This window comes from Pseudoalteromonas sp. SCSIO 43210 (assembly GCF_054133285.1).
Window position 1 is genome coordinate 1,901,105 of record NZ_CP087225.1, and the last position, 25,747, is coordinate 1,926,851.

Genomic DNA, 25,747 nt, shown 5'->3' on the forward strand with positions numbered 1-25,747 from the left:
ACTGAAAGCCTGCTTTGGCGGGCTTACAAAGGTAAAAAATATGAATATTCGTACTATTTTAATCGAAAAAGCCGTTGCAGCTATGGTTGGTGCAGGCTTACCTGAAGATACAAACCCAGCAGTAACGCAAAGCACACGTCCACAATTTGGTGATTACCAAATTAATGCAGCCATGGGCGCGGCTAAAAAAATGAAAAGCAACCCACGTGAGCTTGCGCAAAAAATTATAGATAACCTTGATGTAAGCGATATTGCTCAAAAGACTGAAATTGCAGGCCCAGGTTTTATTAATATTCATTTAAAGCCTGAGTTTTTAGCGCAAAGCGTACAAGCCGCTAACAGTGATGCAAAGCTTGCTGTAAATGAGCATGCTAAGCCACAAAAAGTGGTTGTTGATTATTCATCACCAAACCTTGCTAAAGAAATGCACGTAGGCCATTTACGTTCAACCATTATTGGTGACTCAATTGTGCGTGCGCTTGAATTTAGAGGCGATACGGTTGTACGTCAAAATCACATGGGTGATTGGGGCACGCAATTTGGTATGTTAATCGCGCATTTAGAAGATCAAATTAGCCAAGGTGTTGATTTAGATTCTGTAGCACTTGCTGATTTAGAAACCTTTTATCGCGATGCTAAAAAACGTTTTGACGATGAAGAAGGCTTTGCAGATAAAGCACGTGACTATGTTGTTAAACTACAAGGCGGCGATACGCACTGTGAAAAGCTTTGGAAACTATTTATAGCCACCTCAGTTAAACACTCTGAAGAAGTATACAAGCGTTTAAATGTAACGCTTACTCAAGCCGATATCATGGCTGAAAGCGCATACAACGCAGAGCTTAACGATATTATTAGCCTACTTAAAGATAAAAATATTGCCGTTGAGTCGCAAGGCGCGCAAGTGGTATTTTTAGATGAGCTTGCCAACAAAGATGGCGAGCCATCAGCGTTCATCGTACAAAAATCTGGCGGTGGCTTTTTATATGCAACAACCGATTTAGCAGCATGTGATTACCGTTCAAATAAATTAGGTGCCGATCGTATCTTAATTTTTGTAGATGCACGTCAAAATCTACACTTTAACCAAGTAGAGCTAACAGCGCGTAAAGCTGGTTTATTACGAGACGAAACAAGCTACGAGTTTTGCCCGTTTGGCACCATGATGGGCGCCGATAATAAACCATTTAAAACACGTACTGGTGGCACAGTAAAACTTGCTGATTTATTAGAAGAGTCAATTAACCGTGCAGCCGCAAAACTAGCTGAACGTGAGTCTGATTTAAGTGATTCTGAGCGCAGCGAGATTGCCCGTAAAGTAGGTATTGGTGCAGTTAAATATGCCGATCTTTCTAAGCATCGCACCAGCGATTACATTTTTAACTGGGACAGCATGCTAAGCTTTGAAGGTGCAACCGCTCCTTACTTACAATATGCTTATACACGTATACGCAGTATTTTCCGTAAATCAGGCGTTGATGCAACTACATTAAATTCAGATGTTGTAATTGTTGAGCCTCAAGAAAAAGCACTAGCACTTAAGCTACTACAGCTTGAAGAAGTCCTTGATTTAATGATCAACGAAGCAACACCGCACGTACTATGTGGTTACTTATATGAGCTTGCAAGCTTATACATGACATTTTACGAAGCTTGCCCAGTACTTAAAGAAGGCGTAGAGCCAAGCGTACGCGATAGCCGTTTAGTGTTGTGTAATTTGGTTTCTAAAACACTAGAAACGGGATTAGATTTGCTAGGTATTGAAGTTATGGAGCAAATGTAATCTGCTGCGTGTAGTTCGCTTTAGCTGCGTTGGTAAAACTATTTAGCCTAAGTCACATACAAACCGTATGCTCCTTGGCATAAATAGTTTTACCGCCTTGCTAGCACTCCTACACTTGCAGATATCTGAGTTGTGTAGTTTACGTTGTAGGTTGGGTTGAGTGAAACGAAACCCAACGATACACCTGAATCTTAATATTTGTTACTGCTCAACATCTAATGTTTTAAGCTCGCTACTCTAAGCTCTTTTCTAAGGCTTTATTTAAAGGATTTGTTATGAAACTCGAAGATATCCGCCGTGAATACCTGCAAGACGCGTTAAGCGAAGATAACTTGCAAGATGACCCATTCAAGCAGTTTGAAACATGGCTTGAGCATGCGGTAGCAAGCAAACTACCCGACCCAACTGCGATGGTTGTAGCAACTGTTGATGAAACCGGTCAACCTTCACAGCGCATAGTGCTTTTAAAGCATCTGGATGATAACGGTTTTGTATTTTTTACCAATACAGGTTCGCGTAAAGCGCAAGAGCTTAAAGGTAATAACAAAATTTCCTTGCATTTTCCGTGGCATCACATGGAACGCCAAGTTATTGTTTATGGCGAGGCTAAACCATTACCAACTTCTGCTGTGGCAAAGTACTTTTTATCTCGTCCTAAAGAAAGCCAATTAGCCGCCTGGGCATCAGCGCAAAGTCGTCCGGTGTCATCACGTAAAGTACTAATGGAAACCTTTGCCAATATGAAAAACAAGTTTGCTAAAGGTGAAATTCCACTTCCCGATTTTTGGGGCGGATATTGTGTAGTGCCCACTAAAATTGAGTTTTGGCAAGGTGGAGCGCATCGTTTACATGACCGCTTTATATATCAGCGCCAAGCAGATAATAGCTGGCAAATTACGCGCTTAAATCCTTAATAAATAGATGAGTAAGTAACTGTGCAATTTATTGACTCTCATTGCCATCTCGATTTTAGTGAGTTTGATTCAAATCGTGAATCTCTCATAAGAGAGTGTGTAGCAAAGGGAGTTAATCAGTTTATTGTGCCAGGCATTACCCTTGCTCAATCGCATGCCCTCATAGAGCTCAAAGCAACCTATCCAAGTATAAAAATAGCGGCAGGGCTACACCCTTATTTTTTAGAGCAACATAAAGAATCGCACATTGAAGCGTTATTTGAGTTTGCAACTACAAATACGCATCAGCTGGTGGCCATTGGTGAGTGTGGGCTTGATAGAAGTATTGAAAACCTCTGCAAACAAACTTATTTATTTGAACAGCAAATAGAGCTATCAAACGAGCTTAACTTGCCGCTCATTGTGCATCATAGGCAAAGCCATGACTTAATTGCGCAATCGTTTAAACGTTGTAAGCCAAAAAATGGGGGAGTGATTCATGCATTTTCAGGTTCAATCCAACAAGCGCAGTACTATATCAAACAGGGCTTTAAGCTAGGAGTAGGCGGTGTTATTACCTATGAGCGCGCAGTTAAAACACGCGCTGTTATTGCTGCTATCGAGCCAGAGAATTTAGTGCTAGAAACAGATTCTCCCTCAATGCCCTTAAGCGGCTATCAAGGTGAAGTTAACACGCCATTGCATATACCCGATGTGTTTAATGCATTGTGTGATTTAAAGCCACACAGTAAGAGAGAGACGCTTGCTAAGCTGCTTTATGATTCTTGCTCAGATGTTTTTTGCATGTAGCGATTAACCTGCCAACGTTTTAAGCCTCGCCCTAATTGCCACGTGAAAATGCAGGCAATCACTAGCATTAAAAGTACTTGGCGACCTAAATCATGAAAATGATTATGACTGTCGGCAATTGCTGCTCGTGTTAAATACGTAACTGACACAAACCCAAGTGGACGATCATCATCACTTATCACAGGCTCTACAAAGGGGGTTTTTAATTTGCTAATACCTGGTGTTGAATCAGGAAGTTGGCCAAAAATATGATGCGATTGCCAGTTATCGCTACTGGCTATTAAAATACCTTGTTGATCGTAAATAGTGGCCGAAAGTACAAATTCATCTTTGCTTATATCGTTACAAATTGTATTTAGCTGTGGTTTGTTTTTTTCGATTAAAGGTGTTTTTACATTCAAAGCCATAAACTTAGTTAAACTTTTTGCAGTGCTATCGGCACTATCATAAAGCAGTTGGTGGCTTTGGAAACTGCTACTGACAGCAACCCAACTTAGCAACACAAAACAGGCAGCCGCAAGTAACAGGCGCACAAGCCGCTTTCTTTGAGAAGCCGATATAGGATTTTTAAGATGGTTATTTTTCATAGTCACCGTATATGCTGCTGACAGGATTTTGATTTGATGTTACAACTAGCACTATAACCTTAAACCTCACCTGATGGCGAATTTAGCGCTAATAATACCTACATCAATTAGTTTATATCAGGAAAATAAAAATAAATACGGAGATCTCATGGCGCAAACGAGCATGGCACAGCTCAATACTGAGCAATCATTATCAATGTTAACTTTAAATCAATGGTTTAGTTATCAGGATTGTACTTTTTTACCGCTTAATAATGTTCCAAATAAACAGCTGGGATTATTTAGTATCGCATTTGCAGGTGACTTTAACACAAGCCATGTGACTAGCATTATTGATTTTTTAGCTAAGCATAACCAAATAGTTACAGCTATATGCCAGTATCAACCTGATTTAGGGCTAGCCCCCGCACTGTGCTTTTATACGCAAAATGCAGAGCAAGCTATAAACCCGTTAGAGCTTCAAACGTTTTCAAGTACGCTTGATTGCCAGTTAGTACAAGTAGCCACACCTCCTAACCTTTATGAGCCTGGTTTGTTGGTTATGGATATGGACTCAACGGCGATTACCATTGAATGTATTGATGAAATAGCGCGTTTGGCCAATGTGTATGACGAAGTAGCGTCGGTTACAGCACTCGCGATGGCAGGTAAACTCGACTTTAGCGAAAGCTTAAATCAACGTGTCGCTAAACTGGCTGGTATTGAAAAAAGCTTGATTGAAGAGCTTAAAAATACATTACCACTCATGCCAGGTATTAAAGTGCTTTGCCAAATTTTAAAACAACATAACTGGTACTTAGCTATCGCATCAGGTGGTTTTGTACCGTTTGCAGAACGTGTACAAGCGCTTATTCATTTAGATGAAGTTCATGCTAATGTACTTGAATTTGAAGGCGATAAACTAACGGGTAAAGTACTGGGTACAATTGTCGATGCACAGCAAAAAGCGGTTGTTTTAGAGATGCTTCAACAAAAGCTAGGACTTGAAAAAATACAAACGGTTGCTATCGGTGATGGTGCAAATGATTTAGTCATGATGGCTAAAGCAGGCCTAGGTGTTGCCGTACATGGTAAACCTAAAGTAGTTGAGCAGGCACAAGCTGCTATTTGCCAAGGATCATTATTGCAATTGTTGTATATGTTGGCTATTCCGTTAGGAGAAGAGCCTACTTTTTAAATAGATTAGGTTAAACCGGTTAACGTAAGCGGTTTAACCAAATAAGTTTACGACGTCCCATTTGCTCAATTTGTTGTTGATTGAGGTCTAGGTGGCTAAGCGCTTCTTCAGTAATATCTACTACGTCACCTACGCCTGCTACAGACCATAATGCTTTTTCCAAATCTTTTGCTTTATGCATAGCGTATTGGCTTACATATTTTAATTCGTTAGATAAGTAATCGGTATCAGGACGTCCCGTACGTGATAAATATAAACGCATCACAAAAATTAGATCCGATTTAATACCTTGGCTAATTTGTTTCTCAAAGCCGCTGTAGTCTTCACCTAGTACACATTGGCTTGTAATAGCCTCTTTGATATCTCCTTTGCGGGGATCAAAGTTAATAGCGATTGTAAATGCCAGAGGAGGATCTTGGCGGCTTCTATCTTTAATATGCGGCGAAATTACATTAATTATTTGCTCATCGGTCAATATACTAGATAAGTCTGTTTTATTACTCAGCAGCCCAAAGTTTTGTAAAATCACATGTAACGGGCTAGCGTATAAACCAAAACCAATGGCTCCCGTTTTAAAATGAGCTGCTTCTTTATGTAAGTATAATGGAAATTGACATACGCTTTTTGTAACCATATTTCTAAGCGCGGTAGATAAGCCTTCCACTTTAGGTGCTTCTTCAGATACTTTAAGTTTGTCTTTGTTGTTTTCAATTAACTGAGTGAAAAAGGTAACGCCAGCATGAGGGAAGTCAGATACCCGACTTGCTTTTAAGTTAATGGTAGTAAACGATTTACCAATTGCCATTACTTCATATTTTAATTCACTAAGTTGGTGCTTTTTAGTTATTTTTTGCAAGTCAGGAAATGATAATAAAATAATGTCACCTTTTTTAAAGGTGATGGGTTGCTCGCACTCAAGTTGTAAGCCCATTACAGAAAAGTCACGCGTGTAGCCACTAAAGGTAATGTCACCTAAGGTTACTTTTGCTGCTGTTTTATATAGATAGCGCTTATGCGAACGTAAATTTACATATTCAAGTGCAACAATATCTAAATAAGGTGGTGTTTGATGTTTAGCATGACCAAAATGTTTAAGCTGATTAACAAGTGCTTTATCATAATTTAATTTTTTATACTGCTCTTGTTCTACAGCATTACCAATACTTGTTAAAACAACAATGTACTTTACATCTTTTACTAGCCCTTCAACGCGAGGCGAAGGCGGCTTATTAAGCTTTTCAATGTTTTCACCCGCACTATTAGGTAAAGAAAGTGGAATGTACGAATCGTCTGGGTGAGTAGGCATGATTTGAAGTTTAAAACATTGCCAACTTTCTTTTTGACTGCCAAAACTTAAAAATAAACTGCTCAACTCAGGCGTTTTTTCAAGTTCACTACGTGTTGCAGAATAATAGTAAATTTTACCTGAGGATACATGCGTAAAAGTATAGAGATAATCTTCTTTAACGGCCGTTGTTTGCGTTAGCAATTGGGTTATACGCTGGTGATTGAGTACATTGTACAAACAAGGGATTGCTCTTTCGTCAGTAAAATAGCGCTGAATAAAAATATTATTTTCTGTTGTTAAGCTCAAGCTTGGGTAATAGTGATCATCTTTTTTGCTTAAAAATACATATAAAGAAGTTACTCGCGGAATGTAATATTGCTCATAGCCTTTTGAAACGACAGCATCAAGAGTGTTATCAAGGTTGACTTTATAACGGCGTTTATTGCCATGAATAAAGCTCTTTAAAAAGCGATCAAATGCTTCATTATTTTCTACATAAGTACGCTTTAAACGAATGTGGTTGTATTCACGAGATATATTTTCCACAGCCACTACTTCGTATTGAATACCGTTTTTTAAGCCTAGCTCAAAGTCTTGCTCAAGCCCGACTAAACGCATTGCGATGAGTTGACCTTTCTTTAAAATATGGCGGGTAACGAGCTTTACTTTACAGCCACTAAGAGAAATGTCAGAGGTACTTGCCGCAATGTTTTTCTTGTCATCGTAGGTAATAGTGACTTTTATTGAGTAGTTCATCCGCTCTTCACGGCGACTCTCATAAGAGGCAAATTTAATGACATCGGTATCTAACGAGTCATCTAGTCCTGGTAATTCAGCCTTTTCTATAGCCTTTTTTTGTAACACACGATGATTATTCTCAGTATTCATTACTGCTTCGTAAACGGCTAACGTGTACTCACCATGTTGTTCTAAAGCTTTTTCAAAAACCTCAATGGCAGTATCATCCATAAAGTGCTGTTTGCCATTGTGCTCATAGGGCTTTACATGTCCGGTAACTAAACCGCGTAAATCAACAAATCGGGCAACAGGCTGAGATAAGCGTGACATCTCCATTTTCATCAAAAATTGTTCAGGCTTTGTAAGCTCTGCCGTTTTTGATTTGAAAATCATGTCAAACTTGGTGTTACCTAAATATTGTTTTAGCTCATTCACGAGGTCTTCGTGTTTGAGCATTATGTCATCAGCCATTTATAAAACCATCACCGTCTAATTGAAAAAGTAGGTATACTGTTGAGTCTATTTATTAGAAAAAAATAAACGTTAAACCATTCTATGTTATTAATATAGGTACGGTTATTTGAGTAACTACAGTTTAGCTCTTGTTATTATGTGTTAAATGCCATTTTGTTGGCAAGTTACTTTAAATTATTTCAAAGCAAAAAGTATGCCCTAAATTACAGGGAATAAAAACAGAATTGTATTTAATGATTGTGATGCTAGGTTTTTCACAGGTAAAAATCGTTGCTGAGAAAAAGCGTGGAATGGCAAGATAATCATTTAATAGTAAGCATTTTAAAAATTAAAGAATAGTAGGTAAGGTTATTAATGGCAAAAGCGGCAAAAGTAGAGTTTGTTTGTACTGAATGTGGCATGAACTACCAACGTTGGCAAGGTCAATGCCGCTGCGGTGCATGGAACACATTAGCAGAATTTAAACCTTCAGCAGGGCAAAGTAAAAAAGCGGCAGTGCGAGCAAGTGTAGGCGGTTATGCTGGTGGTATTGGTGGCGGCTCTAAAAAAATTAATGACATTACTACAACAGAGGCTGAAAAACAGCTAACTGAAATCGGCGAACTCGATCGTGTGCTAAGCGGTGGTGTCACAACTGGGTCGGTTAATATAATCTCTGGCGACCCCGGCGCTGGTAAAACTACATTACTGTCTGATTTAGTGGCTAGGATGTCACAGCGTATGCCATCACTTTACTGTACGGCAGAGGAGTCTTTATCACAGTTTAAAAACAGGGTTAACCGTTTAAAGTTAAACTACAACCCGGACGAGCTTTATTTACTTTCAGAAACAAGCGTTGAAACAATTATTGATGAGCTTGAGAAGAATAAAATTAAGTTTGCTGTAATCGACTCTATTCAAGCTGTTGTAACCGATACCGCTAATGGTAGCCCAGGCTCGCCTTCGCAAGTAAAGAGTGCCGCACAAGCATTGACTCAATATTGTAAGCAAAATGATGTCACCATGTTCATTATTGCTCATGTAAATAAGAATAACGAAATAGCTGGCCCGCAGACTTTGGTGCATATAGTGGATGCGCTTTTACATATTGACACCAACGATGGGCAAATTCGTACTTTGCGAGCCAATAAAAATCGCTTTGGTGATATTGATACTGTGGGCATTTTTAAAATGTGCGAACGCGGTATGTTAAGTGTTGATAACCCAAGCGAAATATTTTTATCGGGTTCAACCACCGATTCACCTGGGTCTACAATTACTTGTATTCGTAAAGGAAATCGTAATTTATTACTCGAAATTCAATGTTTAACCACCGAAACTGAGGCGGAATTTCCGCAGCGTGTTTGCGTTGGTTTAAATATGAATCGTATAAAAATGCTGACCGGTATATTGCGCAAGCACACTAAAACTAAAATATTTCACGATACGTTTTTCAATATAGTAGGTGGTTTAAGAATTGATGAATCAGAAACCTGTATTGATTTGGCGTTAGTTACCGCATTACTTAGTAGTTTAAATGAATTTGTTGTACCTCGTACCACGTGTATTATGGGGGAACTTAGCTTGAACGGCGATGTACGCCCAATTGATAGTGGTGTACCGCGCGTTAAAGAAGCAGCACAACATGGTTTTACTGAAATATTTATTCCATTTCGTAATTATCATAAATCCATGGAAGGGTTGGGTGCTAAAATTACCCCAGTAAAAACAGTGCATGAGTTACTTAGTTTAATTAACTAGCCAGCAAAAACGCTTAACCGGTAATGTTCATCAGTGTTACTCTTGAGTTAAGACCATTTTATATTAAGAATTAAATAAGGAGATAACATGAAAAAATTAGTTATAGTTGCCGCTATTGTTGCAGCCGGTGTTGGTGGTGTAAGTTATGCAAATTATGTAGCAACACAAGAAGTACGTGCAGAAGTAGATAAGCAACTTGCTTTAGTAAGTGAGCAAACGGGCGCTATATTTAAATATGCTGGTTTATCAGCAAGTGTTATTTCAAAAAGCGTAGAAATAACAAATATGGAAGTAATAAGCCCAGAGGGTGACAATGTTGCTAAGATTCAAAGTATTGAAATAACGGGTTACGATCCGGATAATATTTCGCCTCATACATCGTTTGATGTAAAAAGCTTCCAGTTTGATAAAGACTTTGCCGCAAAATTACCAGCAGATACGAACGAAATGTTAGCATCGGCAAGCTATGACTTACACTCATCGCTTGATTACGACGAACAGTCGGGCAACAGTGATGTGGTTGTTAAATTAGATGCAAAAGATATTGTTAGTTTTAATATGGATATGGGCTTAGCTAATTCAAAAGCATTAATGGATGCGTCATTGGCTATTAGTAAGGCGCAACAAGAAGCCGGTAATCAACCTCTGACTTACGAACAAGAGTTACAGCAGCAAACACTTGTTATGCAAGCAATGAGCAAACTGGAGCCGCGCAATGTTAGTTTTGCCTTAAATAATCAAGGTAAGCTAAAAGATTTATTATCAAGTGAGCTTGAAAAGCAAGGTATGACGTTAGAGAAAATGGAACTTATGCTACAGCAGCAGTTACAACAAGCTCCCGTAACGCAAGACATAGCTGAGGCTTTAACTAGCTTTGCTAAAGGTTTGAATTCATTTAGCGTATCTGCAAAATTACCTGAAGGTAAAACCATGATGGAAGTTAATCAACACATTATGATGCTAGTAGGGCAACCTGAAGAGCTCGTTAAGTTTATTAATTTAGAAGTAAAAGGTGATTAATAATCGCGTTGAGCTGTCAGTGAAGCGAAAAGGTGTTGATAGTTCAATTTAAATGATTTAAGCGTGAGTTTTACTCGCGCTTTTTTGTGCCTTGAGGTTTTTATTTTAAACGGTGTTATTTAATATATTTAGATATGTAAAGCGAGGTATAAAACCTCACCTACAACAGCACAAACACCGAACCTGTAGGTGCGAATTTATTTCGCGCTTGTGCAATATCGCTTTAATGTTTAAAAAGCGAGGTATAAAACCTCACCTACAAATTATATACACTCAAACAGTAGGTGCGATTTTACATCGCGCACATGTAACGTGTTTTTAATATGTAAAAGCGAGGTGTAAAACCTCACCTACAAAATTATATATACCCAAGCAGTAGGTGCGATTTCACATCGCGCACATGTAACGCGTGTTTTTAATATGTAAAAGCGAGGTATAAAACCTCACCTACAAAATTATATATATCCAAGCGGTAGGTGTTATGTTACATCGCGCTCATGTAACGCGTGTTTTTAATATGTACAAGCGAGGTATAAAACCTCACCTACAAAATTATATATACCCAAACAGTAGGTGCGATTTTACATCGCGCTCATGTAACGTGTTTTTAATATGTAAAAGCGAGGTGTAAAACCTCACCTACAAAATTATATATACCCAAGCGGTAGGTGTGATGTTACATCGCGCTCATGTAACGCGTGTATTTAATATGTAAAAGCGAGGTATAAAACCTCACCTACAAAATTATATATACCCAAGCGGTAGGTGCGATTTTACATCGCGAACATGTAACTTATGAGAAATACACAGCTTATAAAAAAACACCGCGCTTAAATTAAGTGCGGTGTTTTTATAAAACTGTAGTTATTGCTCAAAGAGCCAATTTCATTATTAATGAAGAATACGTGCTCTAATTGTACCCTCAACAGCGCTTAGCTCTTTAAGTGCAACTTCAGAGTGATCAGTATCTACATCAATAACAACATAACCAATTGCTGAATCTGTTTGCAGATATTGCGCGGCAATATTAATACCGTGCTGTGCAAACGCTTGGTTAATTTGTGTTAGTACGCCAGGACGATTGTGGTGCACGTGTAATAAACGGCTACGATTAGCAAGCTCTGGTAGCGATACTTCAGGGAAGTTAACCGCAGTAATAGTTGAGCCGTTATCTGAGTATTTAGCCAATTTACCCGCTACTTCAATACCAATGTTTTCTTGCGCTTCTTGTGTAGAACCACCAATGTGCGGCGTTAAAATAACATTGTCGAATTGGCGCAGTGGCGATACAAATTCTTCATCGTTAGATTTTGGCTCAGTAGGGAACACATCGATTGCTGCACCACTTAGTTTTTTCTCTGTAAGCGCTTCTGCAAGAGCATCAATATCAACAACAGTTCCGCGTGAGGCATTGATCAAAATAGACCCCTGCTTCATAACTGCAAGTTCTGCTGTACCAATAAGGTTTTTAGTTTGCGGTGTTTCTGGTACATGTAAGCTAATAATATCAGAGCGTTGTAACAGCTGAGTTAGGTTATGAACTTGTGTTGCATTACCCAGTGATAACTTATCTTCGATATCGTAAAACTCCACGTTCATACCGATATTTTCAGCCATAATACCTAGCTGAGTACCAATGTGACCGTAGCCAATAATACCTAATGTTTTACCACGTGCTTCAAACGAACCATTTGCTGTTTTTAACCAGCCACCACGATGAGCCGCTGCATTACGCTCTGGAATACCACGTAATAAAAGTAGTATTTCGCCAAGTACAAGTTCAGCAACTGAACGAGTATTAGAAAATGGAGCGTTAAATACAGCAATACCACGTTCGCGTGCTGCATCTAAATCAACTTGGTTTGTACCAATACAAAAACAACCAACTGCAACGAGCTTTTCAGCGGCATCTAATACCGCTTCGCTTATATGAGTGCGAGAACGAAGGCCTACAAAGTGTACATCTTTAATGCGTTCTTTTAGTTCGTCCTCAGGTAAGGATGTTTTAACGTAATCGATGTTGCTGTAACCGTTACGTTTTAGCGTTTCAACAGCGCTTTGGTGAACACCTTCAAGCAAGAGAATTTTAATTTTGTCTTTTGCTAACGATACCTTACTCATAACCTCATCCTATTTAATTTGAGGCCCATTTTTAGTGCCGATAATCACTTTATCAGCACCACGCATCGCAAATAGGCCGTTGGTAACTACGCCAACAATTGAATTTATTTGTGTTTCAAGTTGTTTGGCATTGGTAATTTTTAAGTTAAATACATCTAATATAACGTTACCATTATCGGTAACTACACCTTGACGGTAAACAGGGTCACCACCAAGTTTTAATAATTCTCGTGCAACGTAGCTGCGCGCCATAGGGATAACTTCTACCGGAAGCGGAAAGTCACCTAACGTTTCTACTAATTTGGTGTCATCTACAATACACACAAACTGTTTTGCAACTGCCGCTACTATTTTTTCGCGAGTAAGGGCTGCACCGCCACCTTTAATCATTTCGTTTTGAGCGTTAATTTCATCAGCGCCGTCAACGTATACATCTAAAGCATCAATGTTATTGAGCTCAAATACTTCAATACCTAATTCTTTTAAACGAACGGTAGAGGCTTCAGAGCTTGATACAGCGCCTACAATAGTGTCTTTTACTGAGCCAAGTGCATCAATAAAATGGTTAACCGTTGAGCCTGTACCCACGCCTACTATGGTGTCTTTTTTTACAAACTCGAGTGCAGCCCAGGCAGCTGCTTTTTTTAATTCATCTTGTGTCATTAATGTGTGCTCATCTATATCAAAAGTATGCTGCTAGTATACAAGTTAACGTGTTACCAGCAGTAGGTTTTATCTGGAGTGATAATAGTTTTAAGTGGTACATCCCACGACTCAATGGGTAAAACGTCTACTTTTTGACATTCATGTGCTAAGCCAATAAGTTGCGGTTTTTGCCAATTTTGTTCGTGTAAACGCGCCAGTGTTCTATCATAAAACCCGCCTCCCATTCCTAGGCGATTACCTTGTTTATCAAATGCAACTAATGGCATAAGGAGGTAATCAAGCGCTGGTAATGGGCATATTTGAGAGCAGTTCAGCTTAGGCTCCAAGATACCATAGCGATTTGCCCTCATGGGTGAGTTTTTCTCATAGCGCTGAAAGAGTAAATTAGCGCCATTGAATGGGTGTATTATAGGTAGATAAACAACGTGGTTTAAGTTCCATAATTCTTTAATTAACAATGAAGTGTTTAGTTCTCCGTCGTTGCTTAAGTAGATTGCTATATGCTCTGTTTTATTCGTTTTTTTACTTTTTAAATGTTGAATAAAATTCATATATAGCGATTGCGCCGCTAAATTTTGTTGATTTTTTGACAAGTTATTACGTATTTCACGGATAGATTTTCTTATCTGCGCACGGTTATTATTCATTTGATGCTTTCACTATGCAATTATAAAGAAAATAAGCTAGGAAATGCCAAATATACAGCCAATATAATAAGTAACGTCACGGCTGTTGCTATTAAAGAATATAAAAGCACATTACTGCGTTTTTTAGGTGTGCTTACTAACTCTTCATCAAGCAATAAATCGTCGTCTTGCCAATCGTCATCCTCATCTATTTCAGGGTTTTTTGATTGCTCTTCTGGTAAGCGTTGTTCAAGTTCTTCGAGTTTTTCTTCAAGGCGAATTAAGCTACTGGTGATGTAATCAAGGGCATCAAAAATACGTTCATCACGTTGACTGCTTTGAGGCTGCTCAGTTGAGGTATTAGCTGCATTTGAAACTGCCTGCAACTTACTTTTAATGCCCAAACTAGCTAATAGTTTGGCTTGTTTTAGTGCTTTGTCTTTATGGCTCGGTGCAAACAGTGGCTTTCCTTTAAAAAAAAGAGCTACTTTTTCTTCTGAGGTTTTTAGTTTATCTGCAAGGTTGATAGATGCAGCGTTACTGTCTATTCCATCAGCAAGTCCAGCAAATATAACGCGAAAATTGTCGGCCATTTAAGTACCCCTAAAGCTTTTTAATAAAAAGAGTATAAACCGAACTCCTTTATAAAGGCATCCATATGTAAAATTAAATTATTTTAACTTATGAGCTACTTTCTGTGCGATCACAAAATAAAGTCTGTGGATTAGGGCTTGTTGGCCTTTCAGGATTAAAATTTGTTCAATCTAGGGGCTGTTTAATTGCGGCGTGAGGTTTGTAACCTAGTGGGCTCGGTAACGGCTCCTGCGCTGCGCTACTGGCTTACATCCATGTAAGAATAAGTAAAAACCGAGCAACAAAGAGTAAATTGCCTTAATATTTTTATTAATGTACCGTTATTTTAATTAAGTTTGAATTTATTCTGCTATTTATAATACATAAAAAAAGCGCCAATTGGCGCTTTTTTTGTATTTAGATAGTTACCTAACCAATTAAAGGCCAGCAGCTGCGCGAAGTGCTTCAGCTTTATCTGTACGTTCCCAAGGGAATTCGTCACGACCAAAGTGGCCGTAAGCCGCTGTAGGAAGGTAGATAGGGCGTTCTAAATCAAGCATTTGAATTAAGCCGTAAGGGCGCAGGTCAAAATGTTCACGAATAAGCTCGATTAAACGGCTTTCTTCTAGCTTGCTTGTACCAAACGTTTCAACGCTGATAGAAGTAGGCTCTGCAACACCAATTGCGTAAGAAACTTGTAGCTCACATTTGTCAGCAAGGCCAGCAGCAACAATGTTTTTAGCAACATAACGTGCAGCGTATGCAGCACTACGGTCAACTTTTGATGGATCTTTACCAGAGAAAGCACCACCACCGTGACGAGCCATACCACCGTATGTATCTACAATGATTTTACGACCTGTTAAACCACAATCGCCCATTGGTCCGCCAATTACAAAGCGACCTGTTGGGTTAATGAAAAACTTAGTCGCGCTTGTAATAAGTTCTGCCGGAAGTACCGGCTTGATGATTGTTTCCATCACCGCTTCTACTAAATCTTTTTGCGAAATGTCTTCGCTGTGCTGAGTAGAAAGCACTACAGCATCAATACCTACTGGCTTGCCGTTTTCGTATGCAAAAGTAACTTGAGATTTTGCATCTGGACGTAACCAGTTAAGCTCGCCGCTTTTACGAACTTGCGCTTGGCGCTGTACTAAACGGTGTGAGTAAGTAATTGGAGCAGGCATTAGTACTTCTGTTTCGTTACATGCGTAACCAAACATTAAGCCTTGGTCGCCAGCGCCTTGTTCTTCAGGGCTAGTACGGTCAACACCTTGGTTAATGTCTGGAGACTGTTTACCAATTGTGTTTAAAATTGCACATGAATCGGCATCAAAGCCCATGTCTGAATTTGTGTAGCCAATGTCACGAATTGTTTTACGTGTAATTTCTTCGATATCAACCCATGCGCTAGTCGTGATTTCACCACCAACCATAACCATACCGGTTTTCACGTACGTTTCACACGCTACGCGAGCATGAGAGTCTTGCTCTAGGATAGCATCAAGTACCGCATCAGAGATTTGATCGGCGATTTTATCCGGATGACCTTCAGAAACTGATTCAGAAGTAAATAAATGTTTTGCCATTGTATTTCTGCTCACAAATATTGCGCTTCACAAACGTCGGTATTAGCGCTAAAAAATTAAGGGGCGTATTTTATCGAAAACAAAACACCTTGCATAGTGTTTTTACGCCTAGACGTCTAAATAAAATTACGAATGTCGTTCTGGTCTTAAAAAATATTCATAATGCTCCCTTTTATGGGGTTTTTAATTGCACACCGCCCCCACAATAAGTAAGAATGGTCGGTATAACAGTATTCAATAAACTTGGATACATAAACGAATAATAAATACCCGTGCAAATACACATATAAAGGTAGGAGAATTCATGCCATCTCGCAAAGAACTTGCAAATGCTATTCGCGTCTTGTCAATGGACGCAGTACAAAAGGCCAAATCTGGTCACCCTGGAGCCCCTATGGGCATGGCTGATATCGCAGAAGTATTATGGCGCGATTATCTAAAACACAACCCAACAAATCCAGAGTGGGCTGACCGTGACAGATTTATTCTTTCAAACGGCCACGGTTCAATGCTTATCTATTCTCTATTGCACCTAAGTGGTTACGACTTACCACTGGACGAAATTAAAAACTTCCGTCAAATGCATTCTAAAACACCAGGTCACCCTGAATACGGCTATGCACCAGGAATCGAAACTACTACGGGTCCATTAGGTCAAGGGATCACAAATGCCGTAGGTATGGCCATTGCTGAAAAAGCGCTAGCTGCACAGTTTAACCGTGAAGGTCACGATATTGTTGATCACTTTACCTATGCATTTATGGGCGATGGCTGCCTTATGGAAGGTATTTCTCATGAAGCAGGTTCACTTGCAGGCACATTAGGTCTGGGTAAACTTGTTGCATTTTGGGATGACAACGGCATTTCAATCGATGGTGAAGTAGAAGGTTGGTTTACAGATGACACGCCAGCTCGCTTTAAAGCATACGGTTGGCATGTAATTAGTGGTGTTGATGGCCACGACAGCGATGCTATAAGTTCTGCAATTGCAGAAGCTAAAAGTGTTACCGATAAACCATCACTAATTTGTTGTAAAACAATTATTGGTTACGGCTCACCTAATAAATCTGGTAGCCACGATTGTCATGGTGCACCACTAGGTGATGACGAAATTAAAGCGTCTCGCGAATTCTTAGGTTGGACCGGCGATGCGTTCGAAATTCCTGATGATATTTACGCACAATGGGATAGCAAAGAAAAAGGTCAGCAGCTTGAATCAAGCTGGGACGAAAAATTTGCAGCATACGCAAAAGCATACCCAGAGCTTGCGGCTGAATACAAACGTCGTATTAATAATGAACTGCCTGGCGATTGGGCTGAAAAATCTCAAGCGTACATTGAGCAATTACAAGCAAACCCTGCAAACCCAGCGTCTCGTAAAGCATCGCAAAATGCATTAAACGCATTTGGTCCGTTATTACCAGAATTTATGGGTGGTTCAGCCGATTTAGCAGGCTCAAACTTAACAATTTGGGATGGTTCTAAAGGCTTAACACACGACGATGCAAGCGGTAACTACATTTACTACGGTGTACGTGAGTTTGGTATGTCTGCAATTATGAATGGTATTGCCCTTCATAAAGGCTTTATTCCTTACGGTGCTACGTTCTTAATGTTTGTTGAATATGCAAAAAATGCCGTACGTATGGCTGCATTAATGAAGCAACCAAGCATTTTTGTATACACGCACGATTCAATTGGTTTAGGTGAAGATGGTCCAACTCACCAACCAGTAGAGCAAATTGCAAGCATGCGTTTAACGCCTAACTTATACAACTGGCGTCCATGTGACCAAGTTGAGTCGGCAATTGCATGGCAACAAGCTATTGAGCGTAAAGACGGTCCTACATCGTTAATCTTTACTCGCCAAGGTCTTGAGCAACAAGCGCGTGACGCACAGCAATTAAGCGATGTTAAAAAGGGTGGTTACATCCTTAGCTGTGACGGCAACCCAGAAATTATTTTCATTGCGACGGGCTCTGAAGTGCAACTAGCACAAGATTCAGCAACTGAGCTACGCAGCCAAGGTAAAAAGGTACGTGTTGTATCTATGCCATGTACTGATGCCTTTGAAGATCAAAGCGCAGAGTATAAAGAAAGCGTATTACCGGCATCTGTTACACGCCGCGTAGCAGTAGAAGCGGGTATTGCTGATTACTGGTACAAGTACGTAGGCCTAAACGGCGCAGTAGTAGGTATGACTACCTTTGGTGAGTCAGCACCAGCTAATGAGTTGTTTGAGCACTTTGGTTTTACAGTGGCAAACATTGTAAGCAAAGCAAACGAGCTTTTTTAATCGATTGCTTTAAAGATTAAAAGCCCGCTCTGTTTAAAACAGGGCGGGCTTTTTTGTTTATAGGTCGTGCTTTAGCGCGTTATACCAATCTGCTTATATATGGGGTCTATTTAACATTAAGAAAATTACGCTAGAACTAGGCAAAATTTTTTGTATCTAGTTGTTCTAAATAAAAAATTTTTAACGACGTAATAGTGCAATTTAATTCGTTAAATTGATCAAAGATTTATGCAGGTTGGTGTTAAAGGTAAATCAAAAATATGACGCCATAAATGACGACCTACAATGGAGCCAGAAAGATGTAATTCAACATTAAAATACTGCGTTAAATTATTTTTGCTCTAATAAATAATTTAACGTAGTATTTTAACCCAGACTCATTTACAAGGAAGAAATATGTCTTGGTCTAAACTCAATAAAACTATCAATGCTCATTCTGTTATCCCACTTGACGCGCTTAGCTGTCGAGATTTTGGTGTTAAGCTCCCCGTTAACTTCCCATTTAGTAAAGCTAAATTTACTTGCCAAGCACTTGCTATGCTATCGCAGCTCAATGACTATGATTTAAAAATGGTATGCGCCGATATTATTCAAATATGCGCGAACCCTAATGCTACAAACTCAATTAAGCATAGCCGTAACCCGCTGCGCCGTTTATGGCGAACAAAGTACCCATTTCGTAATTATCATTTTTTAATTGAATACTCACTTAAAAATAATTTTATCAATTTGGAAGATATACTTTTCGATAGGCAATTGCAGGGAGCTAAAAGTAACTTTGCTGCAGAGCGTACGATGCTTTATGAAGTAAAAAGGCTTAGTAATCATACTTATAATAAAGCCATGAAGAGGGAAGAGATAGAAGAAATACAAGGAGCGTGGGATGAAGACGTTACTCCAACGACTCGAGTCAATACACAACACGCAGCAGTCAATGGTATGCAAAATGAGCTTACCAAAGCTACATGGTTAATGGGCACCCACCTTGATAGAGCTTATGAGGGAGACGGTATTAAAGCTTATACGCTGTTTCATAACCCAACAGATCGACCAAAGCTAGATTTGGTGGAATGTGCGTTTGATAAACGCTTAGGTACTAAATCCCATAACGCTCAACATTTAGCAGCGGTGTTGGCACAAAATAACCAGCAAGGTAAGCAGGTTAAATGGTTAGCGCACAGCCAAGGCGCGATAATTTTTTGCGCAGCCCTGGAGCACTATCGTATATATTATGGTAAGTCACTTACAGGCCAACAATTAGCCGTGCATGGCTCAGGCTCAAATATCGAGCGTTTAAAACGCATTGCCCATAGTACCGGATTAAAAGTTGTTGCGGTGCGTAATAACCCCTATGATTTAGTACCTAATCTAGCTGGCCGTAATGACTTATCGTCAAGCAGTCTTGTCCGTTCGATGAAATTTAAAGGCTTAGTTACAGGTGATGATGCTGGTGCCAGCCCTCATACTTTACCATTTTTAGGTCTAGTCACTTACGCTGACCAACTTCAAATGCTTGGTTATAATGATAAGGCCGATGTAGTAAGAAAGTTTATTAAAACTCTACCGACTACGGATGCACGGTTATGATCAAATTAGCTAAGGCGTTTTATCGTGGTTTTATTGGTGGGCCCAATTTTGAAAATTGTGTTCACCATCGTCTTATTTTAGAAGACAGACTACTCACTCTCGATGTACCGGATAGCAATGTCGCAGCTGTACCGTCTACTATTGATATATCGTTTCCCTATAATTCGACCAGCTGGTTTAAACAACATAAAAAAAACTATTTACACCATGAATACGTACATATGCTCACTGAAAATTGGATGTATTTACCACCAGTTAGTTATTTGCCCAGTAGTGAGTATGGCATGCTCAGTTGTCAGTTACGGATTAAACAAACCAATAAAATCAATGTGCTTGATATCAGCCAATTAAAACATTTTGTAATTGATGAGTACGATGACTTTCATTGGGCCCCAGATGGAAAAAACACTAAAATCAAAAATGATACCACCTTAGAATCGAGTAAAAGAGCAAATCCTTGGCAGGGGGAAGCTTTAAAAGAAGAAATTATAGGTCGTATTGAATCTTATGGAAAGCCGCCATTACCTGCCGCTAAAGAGGTTATGATTAATAATCGCCAATGGGTATTTTACCAAGTAAAAAAAAGTAATAGGCGCTCTCGTCACGATTTTTATTGTTTGCCATTAAGTGAGCATGCTTTTTTAGAAGTAAAGTTTAACCATCGTGTTGATCGCTCTGACAAGCATAAAAAATGGGCTAAGCATGCACTTGAATCACAACAGCGGATTATGGAATCAATAAAGCTCAGTGATTTACCTCCAGATCACGATAATTTAATTGCTGATAATTCTAAAAGTGTTTAATTTAGCCAAGGCGTTTTATCGTGGTTTTATTGAGGGGCCTAATTTTGAAAATTGCATCTACTATCGCTTTATTTTAGAAGGTAAGCTATTAACCCTTGATATGCCTAGTAGTAATGTTGCTGCTGTACCTTCTACAATTGATGTCTCATTTCCCTATAATTCAACAAGTTGGTTTAATCAGCACAAGGAAGATTATTTCCACCACGTATATGTACATATGCTTACTAAAAACTGGATGTACTTGCCACCAGTAAGCTATTTACCAAGTAGTGAGTATGGCATGCTTAGTTGCCAACTAAGGATTAAACAAACTAATGAAATCAATGTACTGGATACCGTGCAATTAAAGCGTTTTGTGATTGAATCATACGATAACTTCCATTGGGGACCTGATGGCAGAAATACCGAAGTTAAAAATGATACCACGTTAGAATCCAGTAAAAGAGCAAACCCTTGGGAAGGTGAGGCACTGAAAGAAGAAATTTTAGGGCGTATTGAGACTCGAGGATATCCACCACTACCAGCAGCCAAAGAAGTTATATTTAACAATTGCCAGTGGGTGTTCTACCAAGTAAAAAGAAATAATAGCCTCTCTTGTCAAGATTTTTATTGTTTGCCATTAAGTGAACATGCTTTTTTAGAGGTTGAATTTAATCATCGTATTGATCGCTCTGATAAGCATAAAAAATGGGCTAAGCATGCACTTGAGTCACAACAGCGGATTATGGAATCAATAAAGCTTACTGAGTTACCCCCCGACCACGATAATTTAATAACAGATAACTCGCAGGGCGTTTAACTTTGTCAGAGCCTTATCTCTTTTTTTGAAAGCGCAGTGTCTCTTATTCCTCCTTGTAATAAATTATAAGTTCTGTTGCGCGATCTCGCTGGTTTAAAATTTTGTAAAAGAGTTACTTTTAAAACAAGAAAAGCTAGCTTTACAAAAAGTTGCACCAAAAGTTAAGGAGCGTTATTTGTAGACGTAGAGCTTGCTCACGTGAGAAGCGTAGCTTCTAATTATTTAACATATCCTCTAAAAGCTAATATTCAATAAAAATAAGTTGTTGTTTGCCGTTATGATATTTTGACTTAATGTTTTTCGCTCCACTTCCTTGCAAGCTCATTATGTATCAGGCAATGTGACTGCAATTAAATATAAAAATTAGCAGGAGCTAAAAATGCCAAAGTTCGATAACGTAAGTGTAGTAAAAAAAGCCAATGTATATTTTGACGGAAAAGTATCGAGCCGCACCGTTATTTTAGGTGATGGTGAAGCGAAAACGTTAGGCTTTATGCAACCAGGTGAGTTTGTTTTTGATACAAACCAAAAAGAATGCATGGAGCTTTTAGCTGGCCAATGGGATATTTTATTACCAGGTGCAAGTGAGTGGAAAACATTTAACGCGGGTGAGTCGTTTAATGTTGATGCAAATGTAAGCTTTAAAGTAAAAGTATCTGATTTTGCTGACTACTGTTGTTCGTACACAGATTAACCAATCTTAGTTTAAGTTAAGTAGACGTCTGAAAGCCCATGTACAATGGGCTTTGCATAAACTTTGCACAACGCATGATTTAAATCACCAAAAGCCGCAAATAAACCTCAAATATCTCTCTTTTTTCCTTGTGTTAATCTAAATAGCCCCCAATACTATTTATGAGGTAACAAATAAAAGGATACCCTATGAAAATTAATCTTTCTGGTCACCATGTTGAAGTTACTGACTCTATTAGAGAGCACATCAACGAAAAATTTTCAAAAATCGAGAGCCACTTTCCATCGCTTATTGCACTCGATATTATATTGTCTAAAGAGCATCATAAAATCCAAGCTGAAATTAGCACTAATTACGAAGGCACGCGCATATCGGTAAAAGGGGAAAACGAAGTTATGTACCCTGCCATTGCAAGTGCAGCTAAAAAACTCGATGCGGCACTAAAACATCGAAAAGGGCAGATAAAAGCAAACCTACACGAAAAGCCTGTTAGCACGACACCTGAAATCGCACACGAGATCATCCAAGAGATGGATCTTAAATAAAATTTAGTTCCAAAGTATTATAAAAAAGAGCCGTATGGCTCTTTTTTATTGCCTGTAATTTAGGTAAGTTATGCGTTCTTGCAGTTTATTAATCAAAAGAATTAATAAAAGCAGCGTACAACACACATATTTTGAGAAATTAATGCACACAACAAAAGCAGTATGGAAGTATCGACTAGGTGCGCTTGGACCTGGAATACTCATGGCAACAGCCGCTATTGGCGGTTCTCACTTAGTTGCCTCTACGCAAGCTGGAGCAATATTTGGTTGGCAACTATTTTGGCTAATCCTTGTTGTTAATGTTTTAAAGTACCCGTTTTTTCGCTTTGGTATGGAATACACACTCGCGACTAAAAATAGCCTAGTGGAGGGCTATAAGAGTCAAGGCCCGTTTTATTTTTACAGCTTTATCGGTTTAAACATTGTAGCCGCCGTCGTTAACACCGCCGGCGTACTACTACTTACCGCAAGCTTACTGCATTACGCGCTGCCTGTAGTGATAGAGGTAACACTGCTATGTTGGATATTATTAGGAGTGTGCTTAGCCATATTATTGTTAGGGCACTTTAAAGCGCTCGACAGTGTGGCCAAAGGCATAATGGGATTATTAACACTGGCTACCGTTATTGCGTTAGTTATCGCGTTTAGTAACGGCCCAGTGGCGCCTGCTGACTATGTAGGGCCTTCACCATATGAACTTGCCATGCTTAGCTTTATGGTGGCTTTAATGGGCTGGATGCCAGCACCCATAGAAATATCAGCTCTTAGCTCTTTATGGCTAAAAGAAAAACAAGCCCAGCAAACGGTAACTAAAAGCCAAGGCCTGTTCGACTTTAACGTAGGTTACTGGCTTACAGCTGGCTTAGCACTGGTGTTTTTTAGCTTAGGTGTATTAGTGCAGTACGGGCAAACCAGCAGTATAGAACTCGGCGGTGTCGCGTTTGCCAAGCAGCTTATTGATATGTATGCATTAACAATAGGCGAGTGGGCAAGGCCGCTTGTATCAGCAATCGCCTTTTTATGTATGTTTGGCACCACACTCACCGTGCTAGACGGCTACGCCCGTACGCTTAACGAATCTCATAAACTACTTGGCTTTGGGCAATCAAAACACAGTCTAAATATTTGGTTAATACTACAAGCACTTGCCGGCATGGCGGTTATTTTATTTTTTAAATCAGCCCTTGGCCCCATGCTTACCTTTGCGATGACACTTTCATTTGTTACAACGCCTGTATTTGCATGGCTTAACTTTAGCCTCGTGCGATCAGAGCCTGCTATAAAGCATAGCGTTTTACTACGTAGTTTAACGTGGTTAGGTTTGGTGTACTTAGTTGGGTTTGCTGTCGCTTTTGTAGTATGGAAACTAGCAGCCTAAATAGAGCCACTTACTTTAGGGTTTTAATTAAAGCTCTAAAGCATTAAATTCTAGGGTTAAACGAGGTATAAATGGATATTAGAACAGGTGAGCTTTCAAACCCACACGTTATAAAGTTACTACAAGCGCATCATAACGATATGTTAAAACACTCACCTGTTGAGAGCGTACATGCACTTGATGTGAGTAAACTCACTCAGCCCGATATAACCTTTTATAGCTTATGGATTGATAATAATTTAGCGGGTGTTGGCGCTTTAAAAGCACTAAATACAACGCATGGCGAAATTAAAGCAATGCGCACATCAAGCAACTATTTACGCCAAGGCATCGCTGCTAAATTGCTCACGCATATTATTGAGCAAGCAACTTTGCGAGGTTATAAAAAGTTAAGCTTAGAGACCGGCACGGCAAAGGTATTTTTGCCCGCACAAAAGCTTTACACTCAATTTGGTTTTAAAGAATGCGAACCATTTGGTGATTATGAGTTAGATCCGTACAGCTTGTTTATGAGTAAAGCGCTTTAAAAGTGAGTAAGGGAGATTATGAAATACAAAATTGAACATACAGCTCCAGGATTAGATGCATTTACTAATTTACGCGCACAAGCAAAGTGGCAAAACCCTGACGATAAAACATTAAAAGCAAGCATTGAAAACTCACTTTTTTGGGTTGCCGTATACGATACTGATAAGTTAATAGGCACTGGTAGAATAATCGGTGATGGCGCAATGTATTTTTATATTCAAGATGTAATTGTTGCGCCAAGTTATCAAAAACAAGGCATAGGTCATTTAGTTATGACTCACATTGAAAACTACCTAAACAACACCTGCTCTAATGGCGCTACTATAGGTTTATTAAGTGCTCACGGTAAAGAAAGCTTTTATACACAATATGGTTATTTAAAACGTGATGGCGATGGTTTAGGGCTCGGAATGTGTAAGTTTATTAGCAAGTAATAATAAATATTGCTGCATGATATAAAGATTATTTAGATAGCTTTCAAAAGTATGGCGCAATGAGCAAACGTGATTTATTTTCAGAATTAACTACAGCACTTATGGACGCTAAAGCGCATTCACAAGGAAAGCTTACGTTACGTTCTCATAAGGTAAATGATATCAACGACCTTGCTATCTCATCGGATGAAATAGTAAATATTCGAGAAACATTTAATATGTCGCGTGGTGTGTTTGCTAACATTCTACATACCTCAGCAAGAACGCTTGAAAACTGGGAACAAGGACGCAGTGCACCTAATGGGCAAGCGATAATATTGCTAAAACTTGTGCAGCGTCATCCTGAGACGCTAAATCATATAGCTGAGTTGTAAGTTCCTTTGGATTATTTATTATTTTAAAAGACAAAAAGAAAGACGCGATCTATTACTTTCTTGCGGCAGCTAAGAGCGATAACCAGTCATTCAGCTGAGTTGTAATTAGATTAGTAATCATAAGAGAAAACTTTTCTTTTTCACATGTTTAAATAACCTACAGTAAGCCTAATATTTATAGCTGGCAATAGCTTACACTATTTGCTATTAATGTAATTTCACAA

At 39.1% G+C, this 25,747-nt stretch carries 23 protein-coding genes; 16 read left to right on the forward strand and 7 right to left on the reverse strand.

Features of this window, described 5'->3' with window-relative positions; genetic code table 11:
- The first annotated feature begins 40 nt into the window (after positions 1-40).
- From argS to LOS73_RS08155, 3 genes are all read left to right on the forward strand, one after another.
- A complete protein-coding gene (argS, locus tag LOS73_RS08145) occupies positions 41-1,783 on the forward strand; it encodes an arginine--tRNA ligase (protein WP_033028925.1) in 1,743 nt (580 codons plus the stop codon).
- A gap of 275 nt (positions 1,784-2,058) precedes the next feature.
- Positions 2,059-2,697 carry a pyridoxamine 5'-phosphate oxidase gene (gene pdxH / locus LOS73_RS08150; protein ID WP_033028926.1) on the forward strand — a complete coding sequence of 213 codons (639 nt, stop codon included), beginning with the start codon at positions 2,059-2,061 and terminating at the stop codon, positions 2,695-2,697.
- 21 nt (positions 2,698-2,718) lie between these two features.
- On the forward strand, positions 2,719-3,486 hold the full coding sequence (locus LOS73_RS08155) for a TatD family hydrolase (RefSeq protein WP_033028927.1): 768 nt from the start codon (positions 2,719-2,721) through the stop codon (positions 3,484-3,486).
- Here the strand turns inward: LOS73_RS08155 and LOS73_RS08160 are convergent.
- Positions 3,453-4,073, reverse strand: coding sequence for an AhpA/YtjB family protein (locus LOS73_RS08160; RefSeq protein WP_008137440.1), 621 nt, complete (start codon positions 4,071-4,073; stop codon positions 3,453-3,455). The two genes, LOS73_RS08155 and LOS73_RS08160, sit on opposite strands and share 34 nt — an antisense overlap.
- A gap of 148 nt (positions 4,074-4,221) precedes the next feature.
- Between LOS73_RS08160 and serB the strand changes: the two genes are divergently transcribed.
- The gene (gene serB, locus LOS73_RS08165; protein ID WP_457934801.1) at positions 4,222-5,250 is read left to right on the forward strand and encodes a phosphoserine phosphatase SerB; all 1,029 of its coding nucleotides are present in this window, start codon (positions 4,222-4,224) and stop codon (positions 5,248-5,250) included.
- A gap of 19 nt (positions 5,251-5,269) precedes the next feature.
- Here the strand turns inward: serB and LOS73_RS08170 are convergent, their stop codons facing one another.
- Positions 5,270-7,747, reverse strand: coding sequence for a PilZ domain-containing protein (locus LOS73_RS08170; protein ID WP_457934802.1), 2,478 nt, complete (start codon positions 7,745-7,747; stop codon positions 5,270-5,272).
- A 357-nt stretch (positions 7,748-8,104) separates the two neighbouring features.
- On the opposite strand from LOS73_RS08170, the gene radA reads away from it, so the two are divergent.
- Both radA and LOS73_RS08180 read left to right on the forward strand, forming a co-directional pair.
- A complete protein-coding gene (gene radA, locus LOS73_RS08175) occupies positions 8,105-9,490 on the forward strand; it encodes a DNA repair protein RadA (RefSeq protein WP_457934803.1) in 1,386 nt (461 codons plus the stop codon).
- An 87-nt stretch (positions 9,491-9,577) separates the two neighbouring features.
- Positions 9,578-10,510 (forward strand): YbhB/YbcL family Raf kinase inhibitor-like protein, encoded by a 933-nt coding sequence (locus LOS73_RS08180; protein WP_008137433.1) that lies wholly within the window; start codon positions 9,578-9,580, stop codon positions 10,508-10,510.
- Positions 10,511-11,401: 891 nt separating this feature from the next.
- Here the strand turns inward: LOS73_RS08180 and serA are convergent.
- The 5 genes from serA to metK all read right to left on the reverse strand — a co-directional run bounded on the left by serA (position 11,402) and on the right by metK (position 16,085).
- Complete coding sequence (gene serA, locus LOS73_RS08185) at positions 11,402-12,631, reverse strand: phosphoglycerate dehydrogenase (RefSeq protein ID WP_457934804.1); 1,230 nt, start codon at positions 12,629-12,631, stop codon at positions 11,402-11,404.
- 9 nt (positions 12,632-12,640) lie between these two features.
- Positions 12,641-13,294, reverse strand: a complete 654-nt coding sequence (rpiA, locus tag LOS73_RS08190; protein ID WP_457934805.1) for a ribose-5-phosphate isomerase RpiA — start codon at positions 13,292-13,294, stop codon at positions 12,641-12,643.
- Positions 13,295-13,347: 53 nt separating this feature from the next.
- Positions 13,348-13,944, reverse strand: coding sequence for a 5-formyltetrahydrofolate cyclo-ligase (locus LOS73_RS08195; protein WP_457934806.1), 597 nt, complete (start codon positions 13,942-13,944; stop codon positions 13,348-13,350).
- A gap of 20 nt (positions 13,945-13,964) precedes the next feature.
- A complete protein-coding gene (locus LOS73_RS08200) occupies positions 13,965-14,516 on the reverse strand; it encodes a hypothetical protein (protein WP_007377801.1) in 552 nt (183 codons plus the stop codon).
- Between the two features lie 417 nt (positions 14,517-14,933).
- Positions 14,934-16,085: a methionine adenosyltransferase gene (gene metK, locus LOS73_RS08205; protein WP_007377800.1), complete on the reverse strand. Its 1,152-nt coding sequence runs from the start codon at positions 16,083-16,085 to the stop codon at positions 14,934-14,936.
- Positions 16,086-16,389: 304 nt separating this feature from the next.
- Between metK and tkt the strand changes: the two genes are divergently transcribed.
- From tkt to LOS73_RS08255, 10 genes are all read left to right on the forward strand, one after another.
- Positions 16,390-18,381 carry a transketolase gene (gene tkt / locus LOS73_RS08210; protein WP_457934807.1) on the forward strand — a complete coding sequence of 664 codons (1,992 nt, stop codon included), beginning with the start codon at positions 16,390-16,392 and terminating at the stop codon, positions 18,379-18,381.
- Positions 18,382-18,777: 396 nt separating this feature from the next.
- Positions 18,778-19,968 carry a hypothetical protein gene (locus LOS73_RS08215; RefSeq protein ID WP_457934808.1) on the forward strand — a complete coding sequence of 397 codons (1,191 nt, stop codon included), beginning with the start codon at positions 18,778-18,780 and terminating at the stop codon, positions 19,966-19,968.
- Positions 19,965-20,771 (forward strand): hypothetical protein, encoded by an 807-nt coding sequence (locus tag LOS73_RS08220; RefSeq protein WP_058230535.1) that lies wholly within the window; start codon positions 19,965-19,967, stop codon positions 20,769-20,771. The genes LOS73_RS08215 and LOS73_RS08220 overlap by 4 nt, the downstream gene beginning before the upstream one ends.
- A complete protein-coding gene (locus LOS73_RS08225; protein WP_457934809.1) occupies positions 20,764-21,570 on the forward strand; it encodes a hypothetical protein in 807 nt (268 codons plus the stop codon). The genes LOS73_RS08220 and LOS73_RS08225 overlap by 8 nt, the downstream gene beginning before the upstream one ends.
- Before the next feature lie 379 nt (positions 21,571-21,949).
- On the forward strand, positions 21,950-22,264 hold the full coding sequence (gene ppnP, locus LOS73_RS08230) for a pyrimidine/purine nucleoside phosphorylase (RefSeq protein WP_002958974.1): 315 nt from the start codon (positions 21,950-21,952) through the stop codon (positions 22,262-22,264).
- A gap of 188 nt (positions 22,265-22,452) precedes the next feature.
- On the forward strand, positions 22,453-22,809 hold the full coding sequence (gene hpf, locus LOS73_RS08235; protein ID WP_007376058.1) for a ribosome hibernation-promoting factor, HPF/YfiA family: 357 nt from the start codon (positions 22,453-22,455) through the stop codon (positions 22,807-22,809).
- Between the two features lie 202 nt (positions 22,810-23,011).
- A complete protein-coding gene (locus LOS73_RS08240) occupies positions 23,012-24,187 on the forward strand; it encodes an NRAMP family divalent metal transporter (protein ID WP_342865783.1) in 1,176 nt (391 codons plus the stop codon).
- 71 nt (positions 24,188-24,258) lie between these two features.
- On the forward strand, positions 24,259-24,714 hold the full coding sequence (locus LOS73_RS08245) for a GNAT family N-acetyltransferase (RefSeq protein ID WP_342865771.1): 456 nt from the start codon (positions 24,259-24,261) through the stop codon (positions 24,712-24,714).
- An 18-nt stretch (positions 24,715-24,732) separates the two neighbouring features.
- Entirely contained in the window at positions 24,733-25,149 is a 417-nt protein-coding gene (locus tag LOS73_RS08250) for a GNAT family N-acetyltransferase (protein ID WP_457934810.1), read from the forward strand.
- 59 nt (positions 25,150-25,208) lie between these two features.
- Complete coding sequence (locus LOS73_RS08255) at positions 25,209-25,523, forward strand: helix-turn-helix domain-containing protein (protein WP_457934811.1); 315 nt, start codon at positions 25,209-25,211, stop codon at positions 25,521-25,523.
- Positions 25,524-25,747: the final 224 nt, after the last annotated feature.

What these genes read in the sequence shown, in the direction of transcription:
- argS (WP_033028925.1), top strand. Translation starts at nt 41, where the DNA reads ATGAATATTCGTACTATTTTAATCGAAAAAGCCGTTGCAGCTATGGTT.
- pdxH (WP_033028926.1), top strand. Translation starts at nt 2,059, where the DNA reads ATGAAACTCGAAGATATCCGCCGTGAATACCTGCAAGACGCGTTAAGC.
- LOS73_RS08160 (WP_008137440.1), bottom strand. Translation starts at nt 4,073, where the DNA reads ATGAAAAATAACCATCTTAAAAATCCTATATCGGCTTCTCAAAGAAAG.
- serB (WP_457934801.1), top strand. Translation starts at nt 4,222, where the DNA reads ATGGCGCAAACGAGCATGGCACAGCTCAATACTGAGCAATCATTATCA.
- LOS73_RS08170 (WP_457934802.1), bottom strand. Translation starts at nt 7,747, where the DNA reads ATGGCTGATGACATAATGCTCAAACACGAAGACCTCGTGAATGAGCTA.
- radA (WP_457934803.1), top strand. Translation starts at nt 8,105, where the DNA reads ATGGCAAAAGCGGCAAAAGTAGAGTTTGTTTGTACTGAATGTGGCATG.
- LOS73_RS08180 (WP_008137433.1), top strand. Translation starts at nt 9,578, where the DNA reads ATGAAAAAATTAGTTATAGTTGCCGCTATTGTTGCAGCCGGTGTTGGT.
- serA (WP_457934804.1), bottom strand. Translation starts at nt 12,631, where the DNA reads ATGAGTAAGGTATCGTTAGCAAAAGACAAAATTAAAATTCTCTTGCTT.
- rpiA (WP_457934805.1), bottom strand. Translation starts at nt 13,294, where the DNA reads ATGACACAAGATGAATTAAAAAAAGCAGCTGCCTGGGCTGCACTCGAG.
- LOS73_RS08195 (WP_457934806.1), bottom strand. Translation starts at nt 13,944, where the DNA reads ATGAATAATAACCGTGCGCAGATAAGAAAATCTATCCGTGAAATACGT.
- LOS73_RS08200 (WP_007377801.1), bottom strand. Translation starts at nt 14,516, where the DNA reads ATGGCCGACAATTTTCGCGTTATATTTGCTGGACTTGCTGATGGAATA.
- metK (WP_007377800.1), bottom strand. Translation starts at nt 16,085, where the DNA reads ATGGCAAAACATTTATTTACTTCTGAATCAGTTTCTGAAGGTCATCCG.
- tkt (WP_457934807.1), top strand. Translation starts at nt 16,390, where the DNA reads ATGCCATCTCGCAAAGAACTTGCAAATGCTATTCGCGTCTTGTCAATG.
- LOS73_RS08215 (WP_457934808.1), top strand. Translation starts at nt 18,778, where the DNA reads ATGTCTTGGTCTAAACTCAATAAAACTATCAATGCTCATTCTGTTATC.
- LOS73_RS08220 (WP_058230535.1), top strand. Translation starts at nt 19,965, where the DNA reads ATGATCAAATTAGCTAAGGCGTTTTATCGTGGTTTTATTGGTGGGCCC.
- ppnP (WP_002958974.1), top strand. Translation starts at nt 21,950, where the DNA reads ATGCCAAAGTTCGATAACGTAAGTGTAGTAAAAAAAGCCAATGTATAT.
- hpf (WP_007376058.1), top strand. Translation starts at nt 22,453, where the DNA reads ATGAAAATTAATCTTTCTGGTCACCATGTTGAAGTTACTGACTCTATT.
- LOS73_RS08240 (WP_342865783.1), top strand. Translation starts at nt 23,012, where the DNA reads ATGGCAACAGCCGCTATTGGCGGTTCTCACTTAGTTGCCTCTACGCAA.
- LOS73_RS08245 (WP_342865771.1), top strand. Translation starts at nt 24,259, where the DNA reads ATGGATATTAGAACAGGTGAGCTTTCAAACCCACACGTTATAAAGTTA.
- LOS73_RS08250 (WP_457934810.1), top strand. Translation starts at nt 24,733, where the DNA reads ATGAAATACAAAATTGAACATACAGCTCCAGGATTAGATGCATTTACT.
- LOS73_RS08255 (WP_457934811.1), top strand. Translation starts at nt 25,209, where the DNA reads ATGAGCAAACGTGATTTATTTTCAGAATTAACTACAGCACTTATGGAC.